We start from the raw sequence: 26,311 nt of genomic DNA on the forward strand, positions 1-26,311 counted from the left end.
TGAGCGGGTGCGGTACTTGCTTCACACGGCGCTTCGAAGTCACTTGGTTTAACCCAGGAGCCGCCATGACCCTGCTGCGCACCATCCGCGCCTTCAGCCGATCCCTTCCCTGCGCACTCGCCGCCTGCGGGGCAACCCTCTGGGGCGGCCTTCCGTCCGCGCACGCCCAGGCTGGCTACCCCGACCGTCCGGTCAAGGTGATCGTCGCGCTGCCGGCCGGCGGCAGCGCCGACATGATTGCGCGGACCGTCTCCACCAAGATGGCCGCCGAGCTCGGCCAGCCCTTCGTGGTCGACAACAAGGCCGGGGCGTCCGGGCAGATCGGCACGCCGCTGGTGGCGCGGGCGGCGCCCGACGGCTACACGCTGATGGTGTCGCCGGCGTCGTTCCTCACCACCAACAAGAGCATCTTCAAGACCCTGCCGTATGACCCGCAGGCGGACTTCGTTCCCATCACCCGCCTGGTCAACCAGCCCATGGTGCTGGTGGTAAAGGACGGCAAGCGCTTCCCCGACGTCGCTGCCGTGCTGGCCGCCGCCAGGGCCGCCCCGGGGCAGCTGACCTATGCCTCGTCCGGCGATGGCAGCCCCCAGCACCTGGCCGCGCTGATGTTCGGCACCCGTACCCGTGCCGACATGCTGCACGTGCCCTACAAAGGCGGCGCGCCCGCCATCAACGACACGCTGGCCGGCAATGTGGACATGATGTTCGCCGTCCTCCCCGAGGCGCTGCCCCACATCCAGGCAGGCAAGCTGCAGGCGTTGGCGCTGATGAGCCCCGAGCGTTCGCCCGTGCTGCCGCAGCTGCCCACCATGGCCGAGAGCGGCGTGCAGCAGGTGGAACTGTCGGCCTGGGTGGGCCTGTTCGCGCCGGCGAAGACGCCGCAGCCCATCGTCGAGCGGCTGCAGCGCGCGGCCCATGCGGCGCTGGCCGGCGACACGGTCGCCAAACTGCAGGCCAGCGGCATGGAGGCAGCGCCGGGCACCAGCCAGTCCCTGAAAGACAGCATCGCGGCAGAGATCAAGCTCCATGCCGATCTGGTCAGGGCCGCCGGACTGACCCCGCAGTAGCGCCAGAGCCAGAGCCAGCGCCAGCCTAAGAGGGAGCGGGCATGGCGGCGCGGCGGGGATAATCCGCCCCGTCATTCCTTCTCCATTCCCCATGAACGCCGCCACCGAATTCGCCCCAGGTCTTGTCGTGCAGGCCAATGCCACCCTGCACCCTTTGTCGCACTACAAGCTCATCGCCTTCGACATGGACTCGACGCTGATCAACATCGAATGCGTCGATGAGATCGCGGACGCCGCCGGCCGCAAGGCTGAAGTCGCCGCCATCACCGAAGCCGCGATGCAGGGCCTGATCACCGACTACAAGGAAAGCCTGCGCCAGCGCGTGGCCTTGCTCAAGGGCGTGACGGTGCAGCACATGGAGCAGGTATTCGCCGAACGGCTGCGCCTGAACCCGGGCGCACAGGAACTGGTGGCCGCCGCCAAGACTGCGGGCCTGACCACGCTGCTGGTTTCCGGCGGCTTCACCTTCTTCGCTGACCGGGTGAAGGCGCGCCTGGGGATCGACCTGGCGCGGTCGAACCGGCTGGAAGTCCAGGACGGCCAGCTCACGGGCCGCATGCTGGACCAGGCCTGGGGCGACATCTGCGACGGCGCGGAAAAGCGCCGCACGCTGCTGGAAGTGGCCTCGCTGATGGGCATCGATCCGGCGCAGGCCATCGCCGTGGGCGACGGCGCCAACGACCTTCCCATGATGGGCGTGGCCGGCCTCTCGGTCGCCTTCCACGCCAAGCCCGCGGTGCGCGCGCAGGCCAAGGTGGCGATCAACGAAGGCGGGCTGGATCGGTTGCTGGAAGTGCTGCGCTAAAAGCGGCGGCACCGGCGCCGAGCCGAGTTGCCGTCGATTCAGGGAGAGCACCGCTGGGTTTAACTCGCAGCCCTGCCAGCCGCAGGGAGCACTGGCGCTGATTCAAGCACCACACGGCGCCAGCGCCCGGATCGACCCATCCGGCATAAAGTTGTGCCCTGTTATATCAATATGACAATAAAAACCTGGTCTACCTGTTCCGGGGGCCATAGACTTGCCCCCTGATAGCCGTTTTTTGAAAGCCGACATGTCCCTCAAGAAAGCCCTCTCCGCCATCGCCCTCGCCTCTCTGGCCCTGGGCGCCCATGCCGCCGACGCGGTGCTGAAGGTGGCAGCGTCCGCCGTGCCGCATGCCGAGATCCTGAACTTCGTGAAACCCCAGCTCAAGGCCCAGGGCGTGGATCTGCAGGTTCGCGAATTCAGCGACTACATCCAGCCCAATGCGGCGGTGGAAGACAAGCAGCTGGACGTCAACTTCTTCCAGCACCAACCCTACCTGGACAGCTACAACAAGGACCGCAAGAGCAGCATCGTCCCCGTGCCGGGCGGCAAGGTGCATGTGGAGCCCTTCGGCGCCTACTCCAGGAAGATCAAGTCGATCAGCGAGTTGAAGGACGGCGCCACCATCGCCATCCCGAACGATCCGTCGAATGCCGGCCGGGCTCTGCTGCTGCTGCAAAAGCAGGGGCTGATCACACTGAAGGACCCGCGCGTCATCACGTCCACGCCCATCGACATCGTGAAGAACACGAAGAAGCTGAAGTTCCGCGAGCTGGAGGCGGCCCTGCTGCCCCGTGCGCTGGACGATGTCGATCTGGCGCTGATCAACACCAACTACGCCATCGAGGCCAAGCTCAACCCGGTGAAGGACGCGCTGTTCATCGAGTCGGGCGACTCGCCTTATGCCAACCTGGTGGCCGCCCGCCGCGACCGCATCAACGACCCGAGCCTCCAGAAGCTGGTGAAGGCGCTGCACACGCCCGAGGTGAAGAAGTTCATCCAGGACAAGTACCAGGGCGCCATCGTCCCCGCCTTCTGAGCACGGCGCGCGGCCCAGGCGGCGCGCCCGTTCCCCCCCTCCAGCGCCGTGCGATCCACGGCGCTTTTTTCATGGCGGCCTGTCCGCCAGGCCGCTGCCCACCCACCAGGCCAGCGCGAACATGGTGGCACCGGTGATCAGGTCCAGCACACGCCAGGCGAGCGGATTGGCGAACACGCCCTGCAAGCGCCGCCCGGCCACGGCCAGCAGCACGAACCACAGCAGGCTGGCGCAGGCCGCGCCCGCAACGAACACCCACTTCAGGCTGCCGTCCTGCCGCGCGCCGATGGAGCCGATCAGCACCACGGTGTCCAGGTAGACATGCGGGTTCAGCAGCGTGATCACGGCCAGTGCGCCCAGCACGCCGACCACGCTGCGCTCCGCCAGGCCCGTCGCCCGCAGGCCGGCCTGGGGCGCGAAGAAGGCGCGGTGCCAGGCGAAGCAGCCATAGGCGAAGAGGAACATGGCGCCGCCCAGCGTGAGGTAGTAGGCCAGCACGGGCGATGCGCCCAACAGTTGCGCCATGCCGCCCACGCCCACGCCGATCAGCACCGCGTCGCTCATCACGCACCAAGCCACGCAGGCATGCACATGCCGGCCCTGCACCGCCTGGCGCAGCACATAGAGGTTCTGTGCGCCGATGGAAACGAGCAGCGACAGGCACACCGTGAAGCCGGCCAGCCACGAGGCGGAAACGGAGGGAGCGAGAAGATTCCACATGCCGCCGATTGTGAAAAGGCGGCAGCTTTAAGTAAACTTAAAACTCCTAAGTAATGTGAAGCAAAACTGAATGCTCGACTATGCAGGCCTGCAGGCCCTGGCCGCCGTGGTGAACGAGGGCAGTTTCGAGCGCGCGGCGCGCAAGCTGCACGTCACCCCCTCGGCGGTCTCGCAACGCGTGAAGCAGCTGGAAGAACGTGCCGGACAGGTGCTGGTGCTGCGCGGTACTCCCTGCACCGGCACCGACGCCGGCCGGCGGCTCTGCGTGCATCTGGAACAGGTGGCCCTGCTGGAGAACGAGCTGCGCCGCGCCAATCCCGCGCTGATGCCCGACCATGAGGTGCCGGCTCCCGCAGTGAAGCTGGCAGTGAATGCCGACTCGCTGTCGACCTGGTTCCTGGAGGCGATGCATGCGTACACGGCCAGGGGCAACGAGTTGCTCGACATCCGCATCGACGACCAGGAACACACGGCGCAGCGGCTGCGCGACGGCGAAGTGCTGGCCGCCGTCACCGCCACCGGCACGGCCATTGCGGGCTGCAACACCTGGCCCCTGGGCACCATGCGCTATGTGGCGGCGGCCAGCCCCGCCTTCGTCGCACGCCATTTCGCCGAAGGCCCCACCGCCCCAGCCCTGGCCGATGCCCCGCTGATGGCTTTCGACCGCAAGGACCGGCTGCAGGACCAGTGGCTGCAAAAGCACGGCCTCGCCCTGCCGCGCCGGCCGCCGCCGCGCCACTTCCTGCCCAGCAACTTCGCCTATGTGCAGGCCTGCGAGCGGGGGATGGGCTGGGGCATGCACCCCACGGTGCTGATCGCCAAACAGCTGGCCGAAGGCAGGCTGGTGGACTTCGCGCACGGCCTGACCTTGGAAGTGCCGATGTACTGGGCGCACCTGCGCAGTGCCCAGGCCGGTCTGGAGCGGCTGACGCGCTGCGTGATGGAGACAGCGCATCGCTGGCTGGGCGAAGGCGCGTAAGGACGGGTGGAGCGGCCTGCGGGCACGATTTGCTATTTAAGTTATAGCTACAGCACCAGACTCTGCCTGCGCCAACGGGCAATTTGATGCTGGAAGCCGCTCCAGCGGGCCATGAGGGCTCCCGCCCGCACCAACGCTGCGCTATGCCAGCCCCCGCCGCGCGGCACGCAGCGGCGCAAGCAGGTCGCTCAGACCGTTGTGGTCGATCTCGTGCATCAGCGCCAGCAACCGGCCCAGGTCGCCGGCAGGAAAGCCTTCGCGCGCGAACCAGTTCAGGTAGTTGCCCGGCAGGTCGGCGATGGCCATGCCCTTGTGCTTGCCATACGGCATGGTGACGGTCAGCAGCCGCTCGAGTTGCTCGGGGTTCATGCGTTGTCCTGCGGGCGTCGCAACGCTTCAGCCACCCGACCGTCTGACCTTGTAGCCCTGGGACTGCAGCGACTGCATGACGCGCTCCACATGGTCGCCCTGGACCTCGATCACGCCGTCCTTCACCGTGCCGCCAGTACCGCAGGCCGCCTTGAGCTGTTTGCCGAGTTGCGCCAGTTCCGCCGCCGGCAGAGGCGCCCCCTTCACCAGCGTCACCGCCTTGCCCCCCCGCCCCTTCGTCTCGCGCGACACCCGCACGATGCCGTCGCCCGCAGGCACCGCCGCGGCGGCGCGGTCGGCCGCGCAGGAGCACTGCGCCACCGGCCTGCGGCAGTCCGGGCACATTCGGCCGGCATCGGTGCTGTAGACGAGGCCGCCGAGGTCGCTCAGGCGCATGGCAGGCTCCGGTGGGTGAAGGCGAAAACGAGAGGCATGGCGCAGCGCGGTCAGAGGGTGGAGAAGCCGCCGATTATCCGGCCGCGTGGGCCAGGCTGCACCGGGCCAGGGCTGCACGAACCCCGGCGCCGCTTGCCCTGGGCCATCCGGCCCGGCACCGCACCCGCAACCACACCCGCAGCGCGTGCCCCACAATCGCGCCTTCACCGTCCGTCGTTCTCCGCCCCGCCGCCGTGCCGGGCCCTCACCGCAGCCTTCTTCCATGCCATTCGCAGCCCTCGGCCTCTCTCCTGCCCTCGTTCACGCCGCCGAGGCGATGGGCTTTTCCGCGCCCACCCCCATCCAGTCGGCGGCCATTCCCGTGGTGCTGGAGGGTCGGGACCTGCTGGGCTGCGCGCAGACCGGCTCGGGCAAGACGGCCGCCTTTGGTCTGCCACTGCTGCAGCAGGCCCTGCCCCACGCGCAGGTCGGCAACGCAGCGGACGGCCCCCGCCGTGTGCGCGCGCTGGTGCTGGTGCCCACGCGCGAGCTGGCGGCGCAGGTGGGCGAGGTGTTGCGTGAACTCGCCCGCCACCTGCCAGCGGCACGGCTGAAGGTGGCCGTGGCCTTCGGCGGCGTATCGATCAATCCGCAGATGATGGCGCTGCGCGGGGGCGCCGACGTGATGGTCGCCACGCCGGGCCGTCTGCTGGACCTGGTGGACCACACCGCCCTGTCCCTGGCGCAGGTGCAGACGCTGGTGCTCGACGAAGCCGACCGGCTGCTGGACCTGGGCTTCGCGGACGAGTTGCACCGTGTGCTGGGCCTGCTGCCCGCGCAGCGCCAGAACCTGCTTTTTTCCGCCACCTTCCCGGACGACGTGACGCACCTGGCCCAGGCCCTGCTGCGCGACCCGGTGCGCGTGGAAGTGCCGCAGGAACCCGACACCGCGCCCGACATCGCCCAACGCGCCATTGCCGTGGACGAAAAGCGCCGCACGCAGCTCCTCAAGCAGCTCATCCAGGACGCCGGCTGGAGCCGCGTGCTGGTGTTCGTCGCCACGCAGTACGCGGCCGAACATGTGGCGGAAAAGCTCTACAAATCCGGCATCTACGCGTCACCCTTCCACGGCGGCCTGAGCCAGGGCGCGCGTCGCCAGGTGCTGCAGGAGTTCAAGGACGAGCGCTGGCAGGTGGTGGTGACGACCGATCTTGCCTCGCGCGGCATCGACATCGCCGACCTGCCCGCCGTGGTGAACTACGACCTGCCCCGCGCCGCAGCCGACTACGTGCACCGCATCGGCCGCACGGGCCGAGCGGGGGCCAGCGGCGCGGCGGTCACCTTCATCACGCCGCAGTCGCATCCGCACTGGCAGCTGATCGCACGCAAGCAGGCGTTGAGCGGGCTGCCGATCGAGCAGGTTGCCGGCTTCGAGACGGCGCTGCCGGAGGCGCCTGCCGGGTCACCGCCCGCTGGGAATCCATCGGCCTCATCCGCCTCATCGGCCCCCGGGGCGCCGCAGCGGCCGGGCAAGCTGCCGCCCGGGACAGGCGGGGTGAAGGGGTCGCGGCCGAGCAAGAAGGACAAGCTGCGGGCTGCCGCTGCTGCGGCTGCGGCAACCGCCCGGGGCCCCGACGGAGCAGAAGGCTGAGCGGGCGCAGCGCGTTCCGGCGCAGCACGTGGGCAGAAGCCGACCTGCCGTCACCCGCTACCCGTCACCGCAGCCACTAGAGCAGCTTCCACCGCACCAGGCGGCCCAGGCCAAAGCCCAGCAGCACCGTCGGCAGCAACAGCAGGCCTGACAACAGGGCCACGCTGACGGCACCGCGGAATCCGGGAAAGTCGGTCGCTCTACTGCCCCAATGGGAGTAGGCCCATTGCATGCCGCCCGCGACCAGGGCCAGCAAGCCGGTCAACAGCACCGCCTTCAAGCAGGCAAACCGGCCGGGCGCCAGCCCGGGCAGAACGCCGCACATCGTGCCGATCACGGCACTCGCGACCAGGCCGCTGGCGGAACGATGGCTCAGCCAGGACCCAGCCAGGAAGACCAGTAGCGATGCCGAAAACGCCAGCGCCGTCCAGCCAGGGGTGAAGCGCAAAGGCGCCCCGTGAGACGACGGCGCGGTGGGGGGCGGCACCGCCCTGGCCTGATGAAACAGCCCCACCCCGGTCAGGCAGAGGCCGAGACCGATCCAGCCGGACACGGACCCCGCCATGGAGAGCCCCAGGAAATGGCCCAGGTAATCGACCGCGCCGAGCGGAATGACGCACCCCATCCAAAGGGCTGCCAGCCCAAGCACCTGCATCGCCGCGCCGACGAGACTGCGGGAGTTTGCTTCCATCGTTGACCTCCATGACCGTGATGGATGCGGACCATAGGCCGATGGGTGGGAGGAGGCTCCGGAATCTGCAGGAAGTACCGGTAGGCGCTACTGACGGGCTCACGCTGAGCCCTGTGGCCGGGATGGTCCTCCGCCACCCTGCAAAAGCGCGGCCGGGAGTCGGGCATGCCGCAGGCTGCCCAGGCGCTCCAACAAGGCGCTCTAACAACGCGATCTACCAGGGCGCTCTAAACAAGCGCTCGAAGACTCAGTCACCACCCCCGTCGCCTCCGCCGTCACCACCATTCCCATCGCTGCCGGCGTCGCCGTCGTCTTCATGGTGGTCAGAACCCCCGTTCGATTGGTAGCGCTTGGGCGGCTCGCCCTCGCCCGGCCGGGCGACGATCTCGACATAGAACTGCGCTGCGCCCGAGGCGGCCACGCCGTCGATCAGGCGGGTGAGGTCTTCCTCGCGCACGGGTGCGGAGTCCTGCTCGGTCGTGCCGAAGCGGCAGGCGAAGTCCCAGAAGCGCGCCCCTTCCGGCAGGGCGCGGCGGCGCTCGCGGCGCAGGTAGCGGTGGATGTCATGGCGGGCCGCGTCCAGCAGACGGTCGCGGTTCTTGCCTTCGAGTTGGAGCTGATAAGTCTTTCGCATGCCCGATCGTAACCCGCGGCACGCCCCTGCCTCACTCTGCTTTTCATAGCAGCCAGCGCTGAATCATGCAGCGCTGGAGCGGGTTTTGAGGCTCAGTAAAGATCGCCGCCGCGGCTCGCGGCAGACAGCACGCGGGCGGGCAGCGGGTAGCCCGGGTCGGTGTAGCCGGGCGTGGACGGATGGCCGGGTGCCACCAGCGCATCCACCAGGGCCTCGTCTTCCGGGGTGAGCTGGTAGTCCAGCGCGGGTGCGTAGTCCTGCCACTGCTGCAGCGTGCGCGGGCCGGCAATGACCGCGCTGACGGCGCGGTGCGCCAGCACCCAGGCCGTGGCGAACTGCGCCAGCGTCACGCCGCGGGCTTCGGCATGGTGCTTGAGCTGCTGGGCGATGGCCAGCGACTCCTCGCGGAACTCGGTCTGGTTCATGCGCCGGTCGCCACGGGCCGCGCGCGTGCCTTCGCCGGGCGCCTGGCCGGGCAGGTACTTGCCTGTCAGCACGCCGCGCGCCACAGGGCTGTAGGGCGTCACGCCCAGGCCGTGGTATTCGCAGGCGGGCAGGATCTCGACCTCGGGCATGCGGTTGAGCAGGTTGTAGTAGGGCTGGCAGACCACCGGGCCGGGCATGCCCAGCTGGCGGGCGCCGTGCACCAGCTCGGCGATGCGCCAGGCACGGAAATTGGAGACGCCCCAGTAGCGGATCTTGCCCGCGCGCAGCAGCGCATCGAGCGCGAACAGGGCTTCTTCGAGGTGCATGCCAGGGTAGTCGCGGTGCAGGTAGAGCACATCCACATGGTCGGTGCGCAGGCGCTCCAGGCTGCAGTCCAGCTCGCGCAGCATCCAGCTGCGCGAGTAATGCACTTCGTTCACCGCGTCCGACATGCGGTTGCCGAGCTTGGTGGCCAGCACCCATTCGTGGCGCTGGCCCTGCAACAGCTGGCCGACCATGGTTTCCGACGCGCCCTTGGTGTAGACGTCGGCCGTGTCGATGTAGTTGACGCCCTGCTCGCGCGCGTCGGCCACGATGTCGGCAGCCTCTTCGCGGCTGGTCTGGTCGCCAAACATCATGGTGCCCAGGCACAGGGCCGACACTTTGAGGTTGCTCTTGCCCAGATGGCGGTACTGCATGGTTCCAAGCCTTTCAACGGTGGTTCAGTTCAAGCCGGGGGAGCGCAGGCGACTCGGTTCGGTCCCTCGCCCGGGTCAATAGTGCGGCGGCAATTCGTCGCGCAGGTTGCGCTCGCCCGCGCCGCCGCCGGCTTCCGGCATCTGCTGGCGCAGCAGCGCCACGGTGCGGGCCAGGGCGTCGATCTCCTGCTGCTGGCGGTAGATGACGAGGTTGAGCTGGTCGAGCAGGTCTTCGGTGTAGCTGGCCTTGATCTCCAGCTCGGTCAGGCGCTGCTCAGTGGGGTGAAGTTCGGACATGGGGCTATTGGAACGCATTCCGGATGGTGCGGGTCTGCGATGCCCATCCAGGCCGCGTCCCGGCGTCGACAGGTTCGGCCCGGGCCCGGACGGGCGGCGCCTCGCCCGGGCTGCTGTTGAATCGCACGCGCCAGGCGGGGGGCAACAGGGCAGAGCACGAGCCATCGCCGGCGTCGGCCTGCCCATGCCCCATCGGTGCCCCGCGCCCCGGAGGCTCAGCCCACCACGGCCTGGCCCAGCCGCGCCACGCCTTCGCGTATGCGGTCCACGTCGGCGGTGGCGAAAGACAGGCGCAGCGTGGCGTGGTCCGGGTTGGCGCAGAAGAACGGCGTGCCGGGCACGAAGGCCACGCCCTTGTCGATGGCGCGCTTGGCGAGCACGTTGCCGTCGGCCACCTTGCCACCGGCGCCAGTGAGCCGAGCCCAGAAGAAAAGTCCGCCGCGCGGCTGCACGAAGGTGACGGCGTCGCCCAGTTCGCTGCGCAGCGCATCGCCCATGGCCTGGGCGCGCTCGGCGTAGACGCCGCGCACGTGGTCCAGCGTGGCGGGCATGCGGCCGGCCTTGAGGTATTGCGCGGCCGTGGCCTGGGCGAAGGTGCTGGTGTGGGCGTCGCTGAACTGCTTGCACATGGTGGCCTTGGCCAGCAGCTCGGGCGGGGCGATCATCCAGCCCACGCGCAGGCCGGGTGACAGCACCTTGCTGAGCGAGCCGCAGTGCACCAGCAGCTCGCGGCTGCCCGGCACGCTGGCCGACAGGTTCAGCAAGCTGGCCGGGGGCGCCTCGCCGAAATACAGGTCGCCGTACGGGTCGTCCTCCACGATCACGGTGTTGTGGCGCACCGCCATCTCCAGCACCGCGCGGCGCCGCTCCAGGCTGAGCGTGGCCCCGCTGGGGTTGCCGAACGTGGGGATGAGATAGACGAATTTCGGGCGGTGCTCGGCGATGAGCTTTTCCAGCGCATCGGTCTGCACGCCGTCGCCGTCGATCGGCGCGCTGATGAGCTCGGCGCCGTACAGGCGAAAGCACTGGATGGTGGCCAGGAAGGTCGGGCCTTCCACGATCACCTTGTCGCCGGGGCTGATCAGGGTCTTGCCCAGCAGGTCCAGCGCCTGCTGGCTGCCGGTGGTGACGATGAGGTCGCCCGGCGCCACGCCCGTCGCGCCCTTGGCGGCCATCAGCGCGGCCAGTTGCTCGCGCAGCGGGTTGTAGCCTTCGGTGGCGCCGTATTGCAGGGCCGCGCCGGGCTCTTCTTCCAGGGCCTGGGCGCTGGCGGCGCGCAGGCCCTCCACGTCGAACATGGCACTGTCGGGAAAACCGCCGGCAAAGCTGATGATGCCGGGCTTGCCCAGGAGCTTGAACAGCTCGCGGATGGCGGAGGTTTCTACGTTATTCAGGCGGTCGGCGAATTGCATGGAAGGAACGCGCAGCGGTCAGTGGAAAGCGCCATTGTCGCGCCATCGTCGCGCCATCGCCGCAGACGGGCAGGCATCCTCCGGCAGAGCGCGCCCGGCGCGCCTGTGCCGGGCCGCCACGCCGCGCGGCGAGCGGGGCGGCGGGCGCAGCGCGGCGCGATCGGGGTCGGCCGTGAGCCAGCAGGCCAGCAGCAGCGGCACGAACACCACCAGCAGGGCCAGCGCCATGGGCAGCGCCACCTCCGTCCACGGCAGCGTCATGGCCGGGCCGCGCCGCTGGCCGGCTGCCGCAGGGTTTCGACATGGCCGAATTCCGCGCGGGTGAGGCCGGCCACCAGCAGGCACATGCACTGCGCCACGTCGCAGCGGTGCACGTTCAGGTCCACGCAGAGCGCGTTGCGTGCGGTGTCCACGCGCATGCAGTAGCTCGCGAGGCGCCTGCCCAGCAGACCGTGCAACGCGCGCCGACAGGCGAGCGTGTCGGTGGTGGGCAGGCGCAGCGGCAGCACCACCAGAGGCGAGCCGGCAGGCTGCGGCGGGAAGGGTTGTGGCAGCGCGCGGTGCAGCGCGGCAGCGGTCGAGCGATCGAACATGGTGCTGGGGGTGGGGGCGCCGGGGAGCCGCCCTCTGACCCGGTTGGTGAACACGGCATGACTCTAGGAATCGCCCCGTCAACATGGTGTAAAGACCGGGCCTGCCCGCATATATTCGGCAGAAAGCACCGCAACTGCACCGGGCTCCCGCCCTGGCTGCGCGCCAACCACCATGCCCGCGAAGGGCCACTCTCCCCGCATGAAAACCGCGCACATCGAACCCTTTTTCGCCGCCCTCAAGGCCGCGAATCCGCTGCCGAACACGGAGCTGGAATACACCACCGTGTTCGAGCTGCTGGCCGCCGTGCTGCTGTCGGCACAGGCCACCGACGTGGGCGTGAACAAGGCGACGCGGCGGCTCTTTCCCGTCGCGGGCACACCGCAGGCGATCCTCGATCTGGGGCTGGACGGACTGGAGGGTTACATCAAGACCATCGGCCTCTATCGCAGCAAGGCGCGCCATCTGATGGAGACGTGCCGGCTGCTGGTTGAACGCCACGGGGGCGTCGTGCCCCGCACGCGCGAAGAACTCGAGGCCCTGCCCGGCGTCGGCCGCAAGACCGCCAACGTGGTGCTGAACGTGGCCTTCGGGCAACCCACCATGGCGGTGGACACGCACATCTTCCGCGTCAGCAACCGCACGGGGCTCGCGCCCGGCAAGACGCCGCTGGCGGTGGAACTGCAGCTGATGAAGCGCGTGCCGCCCGCCTACGCGGTGGACTCGCACCACTGGCTGATCCTGCTGGGCCGCTATGTCTGCCAGGCCCGCAAGCCGCGCTGCTGGGAATGCGTGGTGGCGCCGTGGTGCGACTACCGGCCCAAGACGCCGGCACCCTGAGCGTTCGCCGGGCAGCCGCGCGGGGCGCACGCAGCCTGAAAATCCAAGCGTTTCAGGCCTCCAGCGCTTGTCAATCAACGACCTGTTGCTATATTATTAATAGCATCAACAGGCCATCGAAGCGGGACCGCGCCCTGGCCTCCACAGGCTCGGGCAGAACGCCTGGCGAGGACTGCGGGAGAAAAAAGCGCCATGACCGTTCGCCCTGAGCCTGTCGAAGCGCGGACGGCGCTTGCCGGCACCCGCCCGGCGGGCCGGGGCCGCAAAAGCCCCGTCGTCCGCGCGCGACCTCAGGCGCGCAGCTCGCGCATCAACTGCCCCACATCCAGCCCCTTGGCCTTTTCCTGGATCTGCGGCACGTAGCGCTGCTGCAGCCCCTTCGCCTCCTCGACCGTGCGGGAGAACGAGGCCTTGAGCGAGTCGGTGCTGAGCGTGCGGCCGCCCGCGTAGTAGCGCTGCGCGACCTTGCCCAGCGCATAGGTGCTGGCGAACGAGAAAGCGGAGCCGGTGGCCGCACTGCCCACGGCCCGGCCCATGCCGCCCATCACCTTGCCCAGCAGTCCGCCCACCAGCTTGCGGCCGAACTGCTCGACGTACTGCGAGGTGAGGCCGACACCGACGGTGGCGAGGAAGTCGGCGATGTGGCGCTTGTCCAGCTCGTAGCCGTAGACCTTGCCCACGCGGTACACCAGCCGCGTCTGCAGCGGGATGATGGCCATGGAGGCGAGCGACTGGGGCAGCAGTTCCAGTGCGCCGTTCAGGATGGACGCGTTGAGGATCATGGAATCGATCTCGGCGTCGCTGACCGAAGCGGCGTTGAGGGTGATGCCGGCGCCAGGTGCCGGGGCGGCCGCAGCGGCAGAAGCGGCGGTGGCCACGGTGGCTGCGGTGGCGGCGACGCCTGCGGCTGCGGTAGCGCCTGCCGCACCGGGCGCCCGGCCCCACGCCTCGGCCTGCACGGGCTCGGCCCGCAGCGGGGCATCGGCCAGCGCATCGGCCTGGCTCACCACCTGCTCCGCCTGGTCGGCCGGCAACTGCAGCGCGGTGGCCAGGCGCTGCAGGAAGGCTTTTTCCGCAGCGTTGCAGACGCCGTCCGCATCGCACACGCCCACCGCCATCTCGTAGGCGAGCTGGCGCAGCTCGGGCGTGTCGAGCGCGGCCGTGGCGTCTTCCAGGCGCACGCGCTTGAGCAGCACGTCCTGGTAGAGCTTCATCAGGTCCAGTCCGCTGCCGGCGCTGAGGGACTCGGCCATCTCGCGCAGGTGGTCGCGTTCGCGCTCGTCCTTGTGTTCGTCGGCAAAGGCGGCCATCAGGCTGATGTTCATGACGGCACGGGTGTGTTCTGGCTGCATGGGCAAGGGCTTTCCAAGAGAGAGGTGGAAACCACGGGGCGCCGGGGCGCGCCTGCGGCGAAGTCCTGCGCTCTAGGCGTTGTTGTGATGCAGGGACGGTGGAGGCCAGCAGATGGGCGCGGCGCGTGCGTTTTCAATAACCATCCGGGCGCTGCCACGCGCGCGGAGGACAGGCGCCGCCGTGCGGGGACGGGCGCGGTCGGCCTGGTGGAAGCGGGAAATCAGGACGCGGCGGAGGCGGCGGAGGTGGCGGCGGTGGCGAACGCGGGGGCTGCGCTCGCGCGGCGCCCTTCCCCAGGGCCCGGGCCGACGCGCCAGGCCGGACACCCGCGGGCCGGCGCCCGCCTGCTCACTTCTTGGGCAGTTCGTCGGGCAGCAGGCAGGCCTCGGCCACCTGCAGGTTGTTGTCGCGCGCGAAATTGATGACGAAGTCCCAGGCCATGGGCTCGTGGCCCTGCAGGTCGCGGTGCACGACCACGCACTTGACGCCGTCGATGGTGGTGGGCACGCACCAGGGCGAATAGCTCAGGTGGCTGCCGGGCCGCGCGCCGCCGGGGCGGAACTGGCTCATGACCCCTGCCAGACGCTCCGCCCAATCGCTGGGGCGGAAGGTTTTCCCGTCTTGGGTGATGCCTTGTATGAAGACTTCTTTGGAGGAGGGAGAAACCATCGGGTTCGGGGTCTTTGAAGGCTCGAGGCGGGGGATGCCGGCAAACGCGCATTCTAACTCTTATATAAGAGCCAGCCTCCAAGACCCTCCGCCGTGCCGGCCAGCGGCCGCGCTGCCGGCGGCGGGCATTCATGCACGGAACGCGCTGGCGGCGGCCCGGCCCGCCCCCGTGCCCCGCATGGCAGTGATGCGCAATCGTCAACAAGGTGCCATGCAGCACACCCTAGAATCGTGCTTCGCTTCTAGCCCGCAACCGCTCTGTCTGGAGATTGACGAATGACCGCTACCGCCACGGCCGCTTCCCCCCACGTGATGAACACCTACGGCCGCCTGCCCATTGCCCTGGAACGCGGTGAAGGCGTGCGCGTGTGGGACGTGAACGGCAAGCAGTATCTCGATGCCCTGGGCGGCATCGCGGTCAACACGGTGGGCCACAACCATCCCAAGCTGGTGCCGGCCCTGCAGGACCAGATCGCCAAGCTGATCCACAGCTCCAACTACTACCACGTGCCGCTGCAGGAAGAGCTTGCGAAGATGCTGGTCGAGCGCTCGGGCCTCACCAACGTCTTCTTCTGCAACTCCGGCCTGGAGGCCAACGAGGCTGCCCTCAAGCTGGCCCGCAAGTACGGCCACGACAAGGGGATCGACAAGCCCGTGGTGGTGGTCTATGAGAAGGCCTTCCACGGCCGCTCCATCGCCACCCTGTCGGCCACCGGCAACCCGAAGGTGCAGGCCGGTTTCGGCCCGCTGGTGGAAGGCTTCATCCGCGTGCCGATGAACGACATCGAGGCCATCAAGCGCGCCACCGAGGGCAACCCCAACGTCGTCGCCGTGTTCTTCGAGACCATCCAGGGCGAAGGCGGCGTGAACCCGATGCGCATCGAATACCTGCAGCAGCTGCGCCAGCTGTGCAATGAGCGCGACTGGCTGATGATGATCGACGAGGTGCAGTGCGGCATGGGCCGCACCGGCAAGTGGTTCGCGCACCAATGGGCGGGCATCCAGCCCGACGTGATGCCGCTCGCCAAGGGCCTGGGCTCGGGCGTGCCGATCGGCGCCGTGGTGGCCGGCCCCAAGGCCGCCACCATCTTCGGGCCCGGCAACCACGGCACCACCTTCGGCGGCAACCCGCTGGCCATGCGCGCCGGTGTGGAAACCATCCGCATCATGGAAGAAGAAGGCCTGCTGCAGAACGCGGCCGACGTGGGCGCCCACCTGAAGGCGGCGCTGGAACGTGAACTGGGCGGCCTGCCCGGCGTGAAGGAGATCCGCGGCCAGGGCCTGATGCTGGGCATCGAACTGACCCGGCCCTGCGGCGCGCTGGTGGGCCGCGCGGCCGAGGCCGGCCTGCTGCTGTCGGTCACCGCGGACACCGTGATCCGCATGGTGCCCTCGCTCATCCTCACCCGGGCAGAAGCCGACGAAATCGTCGCCCTGCTGGTTCCGCTGGTCAAGGCGCTGCTCGCCGAATGACCCCTTGACTGACTGAATGCCCCCATGAAGCATTACCTGCAATTCAACGACCTCACCGCCGACGAATACGCCTACCTCTTCGGCCGCGCTGCGCTCATCAAGGGCAAGTTCAAGAGCTACGAGAAATACCACCCGCTGGCCGACCGCACGCTGGCCATGATCTTCGAGAAGGCCAGCACCCGCACGCGCGTGAGCTTCGAGGCCGGCATGTACCAGCTGGGCGGCAGCGTGGTGCACTTGACCACGGGCGACAGCCAGCTGGGCCGCGCCGAGCCGATCGAGGACAGCGCCCGCGTCATCAGCCGCATGACCGACCTGGTGATGATCCGCACGTACGAGCAGGCGAAGATCGAACGCTTCGCGCAGCACTCGCGCGTGCCGGTCATCAACGGGCTGACGAACGAGTTCCACCCCTGCCAGATCCTGGCGGACCTGTTCACCTACATCGAACACCGCGGCTCCATCCAGGGCAAGGTGGTGGCCTGGGTGGGCGACGGCAACAACATGGCCAACACCTGGCTGCAGGCGGCCGACCTGCTCGACTTCACCGTGCACGTCAGCACGCCCGGCGGCTACGAGATCGACGAGAAGCTCGCCTTCGGCGGCCGCACGCCCCGCAGCGGCTGCTACAAGGTCTTCAAGGACCCGATGGACGCCTGCCGGGGCGCGGACCTCGTCACCACCGACGTCTGGACCAGCATGGGCTACGAAGCCGAGAACGAGGCCCGGCGCCTGGCCTTCGCCGACTGGTGCGTGGACACGGAAATGATGGCCGTCGCCCAGCCGAACGCGCTCTTCATGCACTGCCTGCCCGCCCACCGCGGCGAGGAGGTGGAGGCCGACGTCATCGACGGCCCGCAATCGGTCGTCTGGGACGAGGCCGAGAATCGCATGCATGCGCAGAAGGCACTCATGGAGTACCTGCTGCTCGGCCGGGTGGCATGACCTACCCGCCCCAAGGGGGGAGCCGTTCGACCTGAGACCGTCGCACGGCCTTCGCCGTTCCGCCGGCCGCAGCCTGGGAGCCCCTGGGCTGCCGCGCTCGATCCCTCGGCGCAATGAGCTATGGATTACATAGCGATCGGGGAGGCATTCAACCTCCTGACCGGTGGGACGACGGCATCGCCACCGGCTTTTCCCTGGTATCGGGCAGCGGCGCACCGCCCGCGCTGCCGCACGAACCACAGCTCGCGCATGCGCCGTCGCTGCCACTGCCGCATCCGGGCGACTTCGCGAGGCTGGCATGCACGCGCCCCAGCCGGCCGCGCCAGCGCTGTGGCAGGTAGCGCCACAGCACGTACAGCGCGGCCACCGCCACGATCAGCCCGACGATGAGGTTCTGCGCCATGGGTTCATCCTCCGGCGCCGAACGCCAGCGCCACGCGGTAGGTGATGAAGCTGGCCAGGTACGCCAGCCCGAAAAGATATGACGTCATGACCAGCGGCCAGCGCCAGCTGTTGGTCTCCCGACGCACGGCGGCGATGGTGGAGATGCACTGGGGCGCGAAGATGAACCACACCAGCAGCGACAGCGCCGTGGCCAGCGACCAGCTCTGCGCGATCAGCGGGCCCAGCTGCGCGGCGGTTTCCTCGCCGGTGGCCGACAGCGCATAGACGGTGCCCAGCGCCCCCACCGCCACTTCGCGTGCCGCCATGCCCGGCACCAGCGCGATGGAGATCTGCCAGTTGAAGCCGATGGGCGCGAAGATCACTTCGAGCGCGCGGCCGATGGTGCCCGCGAAGCTGTACTCGATGGCCGGCCCGGTGGCGCCCTCGGGCGCGCCCGGGAACGAGGACAGGAACCACAGCAGCACCGTGACCGCCAGGATGATGCCGCCCACGCGGCGCAGGAAGATCAGCGCGCGCTCCCAGAGGCCGATGGCCAGGCCGCGTGCGCTGGGCCAGCGGTAGGTGGGCAGCTCCATCAGCAGCGGGGTGACGCCGCCGCCGCTGCGCAGCAGCTTGGCCACCCACGCCACGCCCATGGCGCTCACGATGCCGCCCACGTACAGCGCGAACAGCACCAGGCCCTGCAGGTTGAAGAAGCCGGCCACCGTCTGCTCCGGAATGAAGGCTGCGATCAGCAGCGCATAGACCGGCAGGCGGGCCGAGCAGGTCATGAGCGGCGCGATCATGATCGTCACCAGCCGGTCGCGCCAGTGCGGAATCGACCGCGTGGCCATGATGCCGGGAATGGCGCAGGCAAAGCTGGAGAGCAGCGGGATGAACGAGCGGCCCGACAGGCCCACCGTTCCCATGACGCGGTCGAGCAGAAAGGCCGCGCGCGGCAGGTAGCCCGAGTCTTCCAGCACCAGGATGAAAAAGAACAGGATCAGGATCTGCGGCAGGAAGACGATCACGCCGCCCGCGCCGGCGATGACGCCGTCCGTCAGCAGGCTGCGCAGCGGGCCCTCGGCCATCGCGCCGTTCACCGTCGCGGCCGCCGCTTCGGTCGCGGCCTTGATCCAGTCCATGGGCGTGGCGGCCCAGCTGAACACCGCCTGGAACATCAGGAACAGGGTGCCGGCCAGCAGCAGCAGGCCCCAGACCGGGTGCAGCACCACCGCGTCGATGCGGTCGTCGCGGCGCAGGCTGGTCTGCGGCTCGCGCACCGCCAGGTCCATCACGCGGCGCACTTCCTGGTGCAGCTGCAGCACCTGCTGCTGCGGATCGGCCCCGGCCAGCGTGGATGCCGCAGCGCGCGGGGCCAGCGAGGCCAGCAGGGCCGGCTGCACGGTGTCCAGCCAGCGCACGAGCTCATGCGCCCCGCCGCTCTTCACGCCAACGGTGGCGATCACCGGCATCCCCAGCTCGCGCGCCAGCATGTCGCGGTCGATGGCGATGCCCTGGCGTTCGGCCATGTCGGTCATGTTCAGCACCAGCACCATCGGCAAGCCGAGGGAGCGCGCCTCCAGCACCAGTCGCAGGTTCAGCCGAAGGTGGGTGGCATCGGTCACGCAGACCAGCAGCTCGGGAGCGGGCTCGCCCGCGCGGCGGCCGGTGACGATGTCGCGCGTGACGGCCTCGTCCGCGCTCTGGGCATGCAGGCTGTAGGCACCAGGAAGGTCGAGCACGCGCACGCGCCGGCCGCTGCCGGTGACGAGCGAGCCTTCCTTGCGCTCGACGGTCACGCCCGCGTAGTTGGCGACCTTCTGGCGGGCGCCGGTCAGCAGGTTGAACAGCGCCGTCTTGCCGCAGTTGGGGTTGCCCAGCAGTGCGATGCGCAGCGGCTGACCGGAGGGCGGCGGCGCTGAGGTGCGCGCCGTGCCAGTCGTGCCAGTCGTGTCTGCCGTGGTGGCCGTGGTGGCCGTGGTGGCAGTGTTGGCCGTGTTGGCTGTATTCATGCGCGGGCTCCTTCGGGCCGCACCTGCACCAGGGCGGCCTCATGGCGGCGCAGGGCGAACGTGGCCTGGCCCACGCGCACGGCGATGGGGTCGCCGCCGGGCAGGCCGCTGGCCACCACGCGCACGGGCTCTCCGGGCAGGAAGCCGATCTCCATCAGGCGCAGCACCATGTCGCGCTGGGTGGCGTCGCTGGCCGTGCGCAGGCCGGTGACGACGGCGGGCGTCTGGCGCGCAAGCGTATCGAGTCCGACGGACGGCGCGCATGCGGCGGCCGGCGCCAGGGGGGCCGAAAGGCCGTCCTGGGAGGTTGTCATGGGAACCTGTTTGAAATGATATTAATTCTCATTTTACGGCGCAGCGAAGGCCGACCGCTGACATGGGTCATCGCGGGTCGCCGGCTGGCTTATGCTGCAGCCCCGCCGATCCGGCCCGCCAGACCTCCGCACCGACCGTGACCACCGCCCCGCCCCAGCATCCCTGCCTGTCCTGCGGCGCCTGCTGCGCCAGCTTCCGCGTCGATTTCTCGGTGCATGAAACGCAGGCTGGCGGCGGCGACGTGCCTGATGGCTTGGCGGTGGAGGTGACCGATCACACGGCCCGCATGCGCGGCACCGACCATGCCCAGCCGCGCTGCGCGGCGCTGACGGGCCGCATCGGCACGCGGGCCGCTTGCGGCATCTACGAGTGGCGCCCCTCGCCCTGCCGCGAGTTCGCCGCCGGCAGCGAGGCCTGCCAGCGCGCGCGCCGGCGCCATCAGCTGCCGCCGCTGGAAGGCGACGCAGCCACGCTGGCCTGATCGCGCAAGGTATGCGGTGCGGGCACTGGCAGCCCGCCTACCTGGCCCTTGAATTCCTGTAGCGAAAAATAGGTGTGCACATGGCGCACGCCAGGCAGGCGGTGCAGCCGTCGCTGCAGCAGCGCGGAATAGTCGTCCAAGTCTTTCGCCACCACGACGAGCATGAAGTCCTCGGGGCCGGAGATGCCGTGGAACATCACGACCTCGGGAATGGCGCAGACCGCTTCCTCGAAGGCGACCGACAGGCTTTCGGTCTGGTGGTCTATGCCCACCATCACAAAAGCCAGTACGCCCCAGCCCAGCGCACGGCGGTCCAGCGCCGCGTGGTAGCCGCTGATGACGCCTTCCGTCTCCAGTCTGCGCACGCGCCGCCAGCAGGGCGACTGCGACAGGTGCGCCATCTGCGCCAGCTCTGCCGAGGTGAGGCGCGCGTTGTCCTGCAGCGCCTGGACGAGTTGCCGATCGGTTCTATCGAGATCTGCGTGCATGATTTTTTCTCCTTTTGGCATTTTCAGAATGGTTTATTCAATTTAGTCGCAATCGAGGGATAACCAGCGGTCTTTGAAGCATGCTCTTGCATAGCATGGCGCGCCGAACACACCACTCCACCACCAGGGACCACCATGGCATTCGATGACATCGTTCAACGTGAGCAAGGCCTGCATCGCCATCTGAGCGCCGCCCAGATGGGCATGATCGCCATAGGCGGGGCGATCGGTACCGGGCTCTTTCTGGGCAGCGGCTTCGCCATCAGCTTCGCCGGGCCCAGCGTGCTGGTGAGCTACGCGATCGGCGCGCTCATATCCCTGCTGCTGATCGGCTGCCTGGCCGAGATGACCGTGGCCCATCCCACTTCGGGCTCGTTCGGCGCCTATGCCGAGCACTACATCGCACCCTGGGCAGGCTTTCTGGTCCGCTATGCCTACTGGGCGGCCATCGTGCTGGCGGTGGGAACCGAGGTGACTGCCGTGGGCGTCTACATGGGCTACTGGTTTCCCGAAGTGCCGCGCTGGATCTGGGTGCTGGTCTTCTCGGCGGTGCTGGTGGGCGTGAACGCGACGAGCGTGAAAACCTTCGGGGCCGTCGAGTACGGCTTCTCGGCGATCAAGGTGGCGGCGATCGTGGCCTTCATCCTGATAGGCTCCTTCGTGGTGTTCGGCGCGCGCCAGCCGGGCGTCGGCTTTCATCTGTACGTGGCGGATGGCGGCTTCTTCCCCAAGGGCCTCTGGGGCACCTGGACGGCGGTCATCATCGCCATCTTCAGCTATCTCAGCATCGAGATGATCGCCGTCGCGGCTGGCGAAGCGCGCGACCCGCAACGCGCCATCACCAGCGCCTTCCGCTCGACCATGGTGCGGCTCGTGGTGTTCTACCTGCTCACCATCACGCTGATGCTGGCCATCGTGCCCTGGCAGCAGGCGGGCACCGACAAGAGCCCGTTCGTCGCGGTGATGGAGATCATCGGCATTCCAGGCGCTGCCGGCGTCATCAACTTCGTCGTGCTGGTGGCGGCGCTCTCGGCCATGAACAGCCAGCTCTACATCACCACACGCATGATGTTCAGCCTCTCGCGCGCCGGCCATGCGCCCACCGCACTGGGGCGCCTGGACGCGCGCGGTGTGCCGCTGCCGGCGCTGGTGCTGTCGTGCGCGGGCATCGCGCTGGCGACGGGCCTGAACCTCTGGAGGCCTGAGGAATCCTTCATGTGGATGATTGCCGTCTCCATGTTCGGCGCCATGTTCACGTGGTTCATGATCTTCGTGACGCATCTCTTCTTCCGCCGGCGGTGGAACCGCGAAGGCGGGCAGCGGCTGGTGTTCCGCATGTGGGGATTTCCGGCACTGACGCTGCTGGGCGCTGGCCTGATGCTGGCCGCCATGCTGACCACCTTGTTCACGCCCGCATTCCGGCTCACGCTGCTGACGGGCATTCCCTTCCTGGCCGTGCTGTCGGTGGTGTATGCGCTGAAATACCGCCATCGCCCAGCCGCCGACACGCTCGCTCCGCTGCGAAAGCCTGCCGCATGACCTTGCCACCACCATCCCGCCTCTGGGACATCTCCGCCCCCGTCCACAGCGCCGCCCCGGTCTTCCCCGGCGACACGGCCTACACGCAGCAGTGGTGCGCCACCATCGGCCCCGGCTGCCCGGTGAACGTGAGCGCCATCACGCTGTCGCCGCATGTGGGCACGCATGCCGACGCGCCGCTGCACTACGACGCCGGGGGCGAGGCCATCGGTGCCGTGCCGCTCGATGCGTTCATCGGGCTCTGCCGCGTGATCCACGCCATCGGCCAGGGGCCGCTCATCACCTGGGACCACATCGCCCACGCGGTGCAGCCCGGGCGCACCGGCGAAGCGCGCTTTCCGCCCCGCGTGCTGGTGCGCACCTACGAACGCATGCCGGTGGACCGCTGGGACGGGCAGCTGGCGGCCTTTGCGCCCGCCACCATCGAACGCTTGGCCGATGAAGGCGTGGTGCTGGTCGGCATCGACACGGCCAGCATCGACCCGGCCGACAGCAAGCAGCTCCCCAGCCACCAGGTGATTCGCCGCAGGGGGCTGCGCGTGCTGGAGAACCTGGTGCTCGACGACGTGCCCGAGGGCGACTACGAACTCATCGCCCTGCCCTTGAAGCTGACCACCGCCGACGCCTCGCCGGTGCGCGCCGTGCTGCGGTCGCTGGGCTGAGGGTCTGCCTTAACCTTCCGAATCATTTATGCCTGCAGCGCTTGATTGACTAGCGCAGACAGCTACAAAATCAATAGCAAAAGAGAAATCACCATGACCGAACCCATCACCCTGCAGGCCTGCCAGGCACGCGACGACGCCGACCCGCTGCGCGGCCTGCGCGACCACTTCACGCTGCCGCCCGGCGTCATCTACCTGGACGGCAATTCGCTGGGCGTGCTGCCCCGCGCCGCGGCTGGCCGCATCGCCGACGTGGTCACGCGCGAATGGGGCCAGGACCTGATCCAGTCGTGGAACAGCGCCAGCTGGTTCGACCTGCCCCAGCGGCTGGGCGATCAGCTGGCGCCGCTCATCGGCGCGCGGGCGGGCGAGGTGGTTTGCACCGACAGCACGTCGATCAACCTCTACAAGGTGCTCTCCGCCGCGCTGAACATCGCCCGCGCCGACGCGCCCGGTCGCCGTCGCATCGTCAGCGAGCGCAGCAACTTCCCCACCGACCTCTACATCGCCGAAGGCCTGTGCAAGGAGCGCGGGCTGGAGCTGGTGCTGGTGGAACCCGAGCAGATCGGCGCCGCGCTGACCCCAGAGGTGGCGGTGCTGATGCTGACCCATGTCAACTACCGCACGGGCGCCATGCACGACATGGCGGCCGTCACCGCACAGGCCCATGCGGCCGGCATTCTGTGCGTCTGGGACCTGGCGCACAGCGCCGGCGCGGTGCCGGTCGACCTGAACGGCGCAGGCGCCGACTTTTCCATCGGCTGCGGCTATAAGTACCTCAACGGCGGCCCGGGTGCCCCAGCCTTCGTCTGGGTGCACCCGCGCCATGCCGAACGCTTCTGGCAGCCGCTGTCGGGCTGGTGGGGCCATGCGGCGCCGTTCCAGTTCACGCCCGACTACCAGCCCGCTCCCGGCGTGGCGCGTTACCTCTGCGGCACGCAGCCCATCATCAGCCTGTCGGCCCTGCAGTGCGGGCTGGATGTGTTCACGGCGGCGCAGAGCCTGGGCGGCATGGCCGCGCTGCGCGCCAAGTCGCTGGCGCTGACCGACCTGTTCATCGCGCTGGTGGAGGAGCGCTGCGGCGGCCACGGGCTGGAGCTGGCCACCCCGCGAGAGCACGCCACCCGCGGATCGCAGGTGTGCCTGGCGCGCGACACCGGTGCCTATGCCATCGTGCAGGCGCTGATCGCCCGCAAGGTGATTGGCGATTTTCGCAAGGGCGACAGCGATGGCGGCGCCGGGCGGCACAAGGACATCCTGCGCTTCGGCTTCACGCCGCTCTACATCGGCTTCGAGGACGTGTGGAATGCGGTCGAGCACCTGCGCCAGGTGCTGGAGACGGCCGAATGGCAGCGCCCCGAATTCAACCGCCAGCATGCGGTGACCTGAGCATGTACCCGCACGCCCCCACCCCTGCCGCATCGGCCGCCTCGGCCACTGCCGCGCCACTCCCGCCTGCCGGCTCGCCGGAATCGGTGGTGCACGAGGAACGCGCCCAGCTCGACTTCAGCCGCAGCATGAGCTATGGCGACTACCTGCAGCTCGACGCCATCCTCACCGCGCAAAAGCCGCTCTCGCCCGCGCACGACGAGCTGCTCTTCATCGTGCAGCACCAGACCAGCGAACTCTGGATGAAGCTCATGCTGCACGAGCTGCGCGCGGCCATCGCCCACGTGGCGCGCGACGAGCTGCAGCCGGCCTTCAAGATGCTGGCACGTGTCTCCAAGATCATGGAACAGCTGGTGCACGCCTGGGACGTGCTGGCCACCATGACGCCGCCCGAATACAGCGCCATGCGGCCCTACCTGGGCCAGTCGAGCGGCTTCCAGAGCTATCAATACCGCAGCATCGAGTTTTCGCTCGGCAACAAGAACCGCGCCATGCTCAAACCCCACGAGCACCGCAGCGACCTGCTGGAACAGGTGCAGGCCGCCTACGCCGCGCCCTCGCTCTACGACGAGGCCCTGCGCCTGCTGGCCCGGCGCGGCATCGCGGTGCCTGCCAGCCACACCGAGCGCGACTGGACGCAGGCGTATGCGGAGAGCGACGCCGTCAAGCAGGCCTGGCTGACCGTATACCGCGACCCGCAGACGCACTGGGACCTCTACCAGCTGGGCGAGGAACTCACCGACCTGGAGGACGCCTTCCGCCTCTGGCGCTTCCGCCACGTGACCACCGTGGAGCGCGTGATCGGTTTCAAACGCGGCACCGGCGGCACGGGCGGGGTGAGCTACCTGCGCAAGATGCTGGACGTGGTGCTGTTCCCGGAGATCTGGCGGTTGCGGACGTCGCTGTAGTGAGCCTCTGTTGTACAGATCGCCCCGGCCACACCGGTACAGGAGCTTGAGCACGAGGATGCGCACCATCACCTGGCGTCCTTGCTGGGCAGCAGGTCGTCGATGAAGCCTGCCAAGGCTCATGGAAGGTGACCTCTTTGCCCGCCTGGATGGCGCTTCTGATCTCTTCCCCGGCTCCGCTTACGGTGAGCTGGGGTAAAGCCGTGTCCCGGTTGTTTTCGTTGACGGTGTTGATCTTCTGCCCCTGGCTCTGTGCGATGGCAATGGCCTTCACTGCGCTGATGCCTTGCTTGCAATCCTCTTTGGCCGGATTCTGTGTCTAGCCGTTCTCATCCTGGTACTGGCACTGGGTTTTGTCCACCCAGTATTGCTCTGGCACGGCGTGTTCCATGGCGCTGGCGCGCTGCTCTCGCATCTTGTTGTAGGCAATCCAGTGTTCTGCGCTGCGGGCCTGCCGTTGGTTGTGAGTTCTGCTTTGGTGCTAATGGGGGAGCTGGGGTTGTCGTCTTTCACCCAGCGGATGTGCCGCAGGTGCCCGATGTCCATGTTCAGGCCCTGGAAGCTGATTCCGGTGGCGACTATACCGTAGAGCTTGTTGGGCTTGACCTGGGCGTGGAAGAGACCGTAGCTGAGGGCGGGCAGGTCAAAGGTCTGGGCCTGGCTGGATGCAATGGCGCCGTGGCTTTGCAGGCTGGCGAAGTAGCCCCCGACCGTGGCGGTGAGCAGGTCGCCCGTCAGGTTCTCGCCCGTCGTGCCTGCCAGGATGGTGGCCCGTTGGTCTTGCGGGGCGGTCTGGGCTTGCTGCAGCTCCTGCTTGGTGGCTTCCATCCGAGTTTTGAGGGCTTCCATTTGCGCGAGGCTGATGCCCTGAATGCTCACACCCAACGCAGTTTGTTGGCCGGCAATGAGTTGGTCCTGGGTTTCGTCCCAGTCTTAGGGAAGGTCTGCAAAACCCCGCCGCTGACTGGCGCGTGAAGCGAGCCGCAGGCAAGATGGCGAGCATGACGCACAAGCAGCAGCAGATGCTGGGGTTCGATCCCCTGCCCAAGAAGACCCGCAAGGAGATCTTCCTTGAAGAGATGAACCGCGTGGT

Annotated in this window: 30 protein-coding genes; 13 read left to right on the forward strand and 17 right to left on the reverse strand. The window is 68.5% G+C overall.

What is annotated here, in order from left to right:
• The first annotated feature begins 65 nt into the window (after window positions 1-65).
• The 3 genes from ASF94_RS10080 (at window position 66) to ASF94_RS10090 (ending at window position 2,914) form a co-directional block, all read left to right on the forward strand.
• Window positions 66-1,070 carry a tripartite tricarboxylate transporter substrate binding protein gene (locus tag ASF94_RS10080; RefSeq protein ID WP_082493152.1) on the forward strand — a complete coding sequence of 335 codons (1,005 nt, stop codon included), beginning with the start codon at window positions 66-68 and terminating at the stop codon, window positions 1,068-1,070.
• Between the two features lie 91 nt (window positions 1,071-1,161).
• Window positions 1,162-1,875: a phosphoserine phosphatase SerB gene (serB, locus tag ASF94_RS10085; RefSeq protein WP_056665375.1), complete on the forward strand. Its 714-nt coding sequence runs from the start codon at window positions 1,162-1,164 to the stop codon at window positions 1,873-1,875.
• A 247-nt stretch (window positions 1,876-2,122) separates the two neighbouring features.
• Window positions 2,123-2,914 carry a MetQ/NlpA family ABC transporter substrate-binding protein gene (locus ASF94_RS10090; RefSeq protein WP_056665376.1) on the forward strand — a complete coding sequence of 264 codons (792 nt, stop codon included), beginning with the start codon at window positions 2,123-2,125 and terminating at the stop codon, window positions 2,912-2,914.
• 69 nt (window positions 2,915-2,983) lie between these two features.
• Here ASF94_RS10090 and ASF94_RS10095 read toward each other — a convergent pair whose 3' ends face one another.
• Window positions 2,984-3,634, reverse strand: a complete 651-nt coding sequence (locus ASF94_RS10095) for a LysE/ArgO family amino acid transporter (protein WP_056665379.1) — start codon at window positions 3,632-3,634, stop codon at window positions 2,984-2,986.
• 70 nt (window positions 3,635-3,704) lie between these two features.
• Here ASF94_RS10095 and ASF94_RS10100 point away from each other — a divergent pair, with 70 nt between their 5' ends.
• Window positions 3,705-4,613, forward strand: a complete 909-nt coding sequence (locus ASF94_RS10100; RefSeq protein ID WP_056665382.1) for an HTH-type transcriptional regulator ArgP — start codon at window positions 3,705-3,707, stop codon at window positions 4,611-4,613.
• A 141-nt stretch (window positions 4,614-4,754) separates the two neighbouring features.
• Here the strand turns inward: ASF94_RS10100 and ASF94_RS10105 are convergent, their stop codons facing one another.
• Both ASF94_RS10105 and ASF94_RS10110 read right to left on the reverse strand, forming a co-directional pair.
• A complete protein-coding gene (locus ASF94_RS10105; RefSeq protein ID WP_056665385.1) occupies window positions 4,755-4,982 on the reverse strand; it encodes a DUF3820 family protein in 228 nt (75 codons plus the stop codon).
• 27 nt (window positions 4,983-5,009) lie between these two features.
• Entirely contained in the window at window positions 5,010-5,378 is a 369-nt protein-coding gene (locus tag ASF94_RS10110; RefSeq protein ID WP_056665388.1) for a translation initiation factor Sui1, read from the reverse strand.
• Between the two features lie 262 nt (window positions 5,379-5,640).
• Between ASF94_RS10110 and ASF94_RS10115 the strand changes: the two genes are divergently transcribed.
• A complete protein-coding gene (locus ASF94_RS10115; protein WP_056665391.1) occupies window positions 5,641-7,008 on the forward strand; it encodes a DEAD/DEAH box helicase in 1,368 nt (455 codons plus the stop codon).
• A gap of 76 nt (window positions 7,009-7,084) precedes the next feature.
• On the opposite strand, the gene ASF94_RS10120 is transcribed toward ASF94_RS10115, so the two are convergent.
• The 7 genes from ASF94_RS10120 to ASF94_RS10150 all read right to left on the reverse strand — a co-directional run bounded on the left by ASF94_RS10120 (window position 7,085) and on the right by ASF94_RS10150 (window position 11,759).
• The gene (locus tag ASF94_RS10120; protein WP_056665394.1) at window positions 7,085-7,699 is read right to left on the reverse strand and encodes a hypothetical protein; all 615 of its coding nucleotides are present in this window, start codon (window positions 7,697-7,699) and stop codon (window positions 7,085-7,087) included.
• A gap of 247 nt (window positions 7,700-7,946) precedes the next feature.
• Complete coding sequence (locus ASF94_RS10125) at window positions 7,947-8,333, reverse strand: DUF6172 family protein (protein ID WP_056665396.1); 387 nt, start codon at window positions 8,331-8,333, stop codon at window positions 7,947-7,949.
• Window positions 8,334-8,425: 92 nt separating this feature from the next.
• Entirely contained in the window at window positions 8,426-9,457 is a 1,032-nt protein-coding gene (locus ASF94_RS10130) for an aldo/keto reductase (RefSeq protein ID WP_056665399.1), read from the reverse strand.
• Window positions 9,458-9,532: 75 nt separating this feature from the next.
• Window positions 9,533-9,754 carry a SlyX family protein gene (locus ASF94_RS10135; RefSeq protein WP_056665402.1) on the reverse strand — a complete coding sequence of 74 codons (222 nt, stop codon included), beginning with the start codon at window positions 9,752-9,754 and terminating at the stop codon, window positions 9,533-9,535.
• Between the two features lie 215 nt (window positions 9,755-9,969).
• Window positions 9,970-11,166: a PLP-dependent aminotransferase family protein gene (locus tag ASF94_RS10140; protein WP_056665404.1), complete on the reverse strand. Its 1,197-nt coding sequence runs from the start codon at window positions 11,164-11,166 to the stop codon at window positions 9,970-9,972.
• An 18-nt stretch (window positions 11,167-11,184) separates the two neighbouring features.
• Window positions 11,185-11,427: a hypothetical protein gene (locus tag ASF94_RS10145; RefSeq protein ID WP_056665407.1), complete on the reverse strand. Its 243-nt coding sequence runs from the start codon at window positions 11,425-11,427 to the stop codon at window positions 11,185-11,187.
• On the reverse strand, window positions 11,424-11,759 hold the full coding sequence (locus ASF94_RS10150) for a hypothetical protein (RefSeq protein ID WP_056665410.1): 336 nt from the start codon (window positions 11,757-11,759) through the stop codon (window positions 11,424-11,426). The genes ASF94_RS10145 and ASF94_RS10150 overlap by 4 nt, the downstream gene beginning before the upstream one ends.
• A gap of 199 nt (window positions 11,760-11,958) precedes the next feature.
• Between ASF94_RS10150 and nth the strand changes: the two genes are divergently transcribed.
• Complete coding sequence (gene nth / locus ASF94_RS10155; protein ID WP_056665412.1) at window positions 11,959-12,597, forward strand: endonuclease III; 639 nt, start codon at window positions 11,959-11,961, stop codon at window positions 12,595-12,597.
• Between the two features lie 290 nt (window positions 12,598-12,887).
• Here the strand turns inward: nth and ASF94_RS10160 are convergent, their stop codons facing one another.
• The gene (locus tag ASF94_RS10160) at window positions 12,888-13,949 is read right to left on the reverse strand and encodes a YcjF family protein (protein ID WP_056665415.1); all 1,062 of its coding nucleotides are present in this window, start codon (window positions 13,947-13,949) and stop codon (window positions 12,888-12,890) included.
• A gap of 349 nt (window positions 13,950-14,298) precedes the next feature.
• Window positions 14,299-14,619, reverse strand: a complete 321-nt coding sequence (locus ASF94_RS10165) for a DUF3579 domain-containing protein (RefSeq protein ID WP_056665418.1) — start codon at window positions 14,617-14,619, stop codon at window positions 14,299-14,301.
• A 276-nt stretch (window positions 14,620-14,895) separates the two neighbouring features.
• Here ASF94_RS10165 and ASF94_RS10170 point away from each other — a divergent pair, with 276 nt between their 5' ends.
• Together ASF94_RS10170 and argF are read left to right on the forward strand one after the other, a co-directional pair.
• Window positions 14,896-16,092, forward strand: a complete 1,197-nt coding sequence (locus tag ASF94_RS10170; protein WP_056665421.1) for an aspartate aminotransferase family protein — start codon at window positions 14,896-14,898, stop codon at window positions 16,090-16,092.
• A 24-nt stretch (window positions 16,093-16,116) separates the two neighbouring features.
• On the forward strand, window positions 16,117-17,037 hold the full coding sequence (gene argF, locus ASF94_RS10175) for an ornithine carbamoyltransferase (RefSeq protein WP_056665424.1): 921 nt from the start codon (window positions 16,117-16,119) through the stop codon (window positions 17,035-17,037).
• 148 nt (window positions 17,038-17,185) lie between these two features.
• On the opposite strand, the gene ASF94_RS10180 is transcribed toward argF, so the two are convergent.
• From ASF94_RS10180 to ASF94_RS10190, 3 genes are read right to left on the reverse strand one after another with little or no spacing between them, the layout of a single operon-like run.
• A complete protein-coding gene (locus ASF94_RS10180; RefSeq protein ID WP_082493153.1) occupies window positions 17,186-17,440 on the reverse strand; it encodes a hypothetical protein in 255 nt (84 codons plus the stop codon).
• 4 nt (window positions 17,441-17,444) lie between these two features.
• Window positions 17,445-19,436, reverse strand: coding sequence for a ferrous iron transporter B (locus tag ASF94_RS10185; RefSeq protein ID WP_082493155.1), 1,992 nt, complete (start codon window positions 19,434-19,436; stop codon window positions 17,445-17,447).
• Window positions 19,433-19,750: a FeoA domain-containing protein gene (locus tag ASF94_RS10190; protein WP_056665427.1), complete on the reverse strand. Its 318-nt coding sequence runs from the start codon at window positions 19,748-19,750 to the stop codon at window positions 19,433-19,435. Before ASF94_RS10190 ends, ASF94_RS10185 begins: the two co-directional genes overlap by 4 nt.
• A 137-nt stretch (window positions 19,751-19,887) precedes the next feature.
• On the opposite strand from ASF94_RS10190, the gene ASF94_RS10195 reads away from it, so the two are divergent.
• Window positions 19,888-20,232, forward strand: coding sequence for a YkgJ family cysteine cluster protein (locus ASF94_RS10195; RefSeq protein ID WP_056665430.1), 345 nt, complete (start codon window positions 19,888-19,890; stop codon window positions 20,230-20,232).
• Here ASF94_RS10195 and ASF94_RS10200 read toward each other — a convergent pair.
• On the reverse strand, window positions 20,190-20,720 hold the full coding sequence (locus ASF94_RS10200) for an Lrp/AsnC family transcriptional regulator (RefSeq protein WP_056665432.1): 531 nt from the start codon (window positions 20,718-20,720) through the stop codon (window positions 20,190-20,192). The genes ASF94_RS10195 and ASF94_RS10200 overlap by 43 nt on opposite strands.
• A gap of 135 nt (window positions 20,721-20,855) precedes the next feature.
• Between ASF94_RS10200 and ASF94_RS10205 the strand changes: the two genes are divergently transcribed.
• The 4 genes from ASF94_RS10205 (at window position 20,856) to kynA (ending at window position 25,218) form a co-directional block, all read left to right on the forward strand.
• On the forward strand, window positions 20,856-22,259 hold the full coding sequence (locus ASF94_RS10205) for an amino acid permease (RefSeq protein ID WP_056665436.1): 1,404 nt from the start codon (window positions 20,856-20,858) through the stop codon (window positions 22,257-22,259).
• Window positions 22,256-22,921: an arylformamidase gene (gene kynB / locus ASF94_RS10210; RefSeq protein ID WP_056665439.1), complete on the forward strand. Its 666-nt coding sequence runs from the start codon at window positions 22,256-22,258 to the stop codon at window positions 22,919-22,921. The genes ASF94_RS10205 and kynB overlap by 4 nt, the downstream gene beginning before the upstream one ends.
• Window positions 22,922-23,014: 93 nt before the next feature.
• Window positions 23,015-24,310: a kynureninase gene (gene kynU / locus ASF94_RS10215; protein WP_056665441.1), complete on the forward strand. Its 1,296-nt coding sequence runs from the start codon at window positions 23,015-23,017 to the stop codon at window positions 24,308-24,310.
• Window positions 24,311-24,312: 2 nt separating this feature from the next.
• Window positions 24,313-25,218: a tryptophan 2,3-dioxygenase gene (gene kynA / locus ASF94_RS10220; protein ID WP_056665444.1), complete on the forward strand. Its 906-nt coding sequence runs from the start codon at window positions 24,313-24,315 to the stop codon at window positions 25,216-25,218.
• A gap of 270 nt (window positions 25,219-25,488) precedes the next feature.
• Here the strand turns inward: kynA and ASF94_RS10225 are convergent, their stop codons facing one another.
• On the reverse strand, window positions 25,489-26,067 hold the full coding sequence (locus ASF94_RS10225; RefSeq protein ID WP_156382497.1) for a hypothetical protein: 579 nt from the start codon (window positions 26,065-26,067) through the stop codon (window positions 25,489-25,491).
• Window positions 26,068-26,311: the final 244 nt, after the last annotated feature.

Origin of the sequence: Acidovorax sp. Leaf160 (assembly GCF_001424265.1) — a bacterium.
Classification (GTDB): Bacteria; Pseudomonadota; Gammaproteobacteria; order Burkholderiales; family Burkholderiaceae_C; genus Paracidovorax.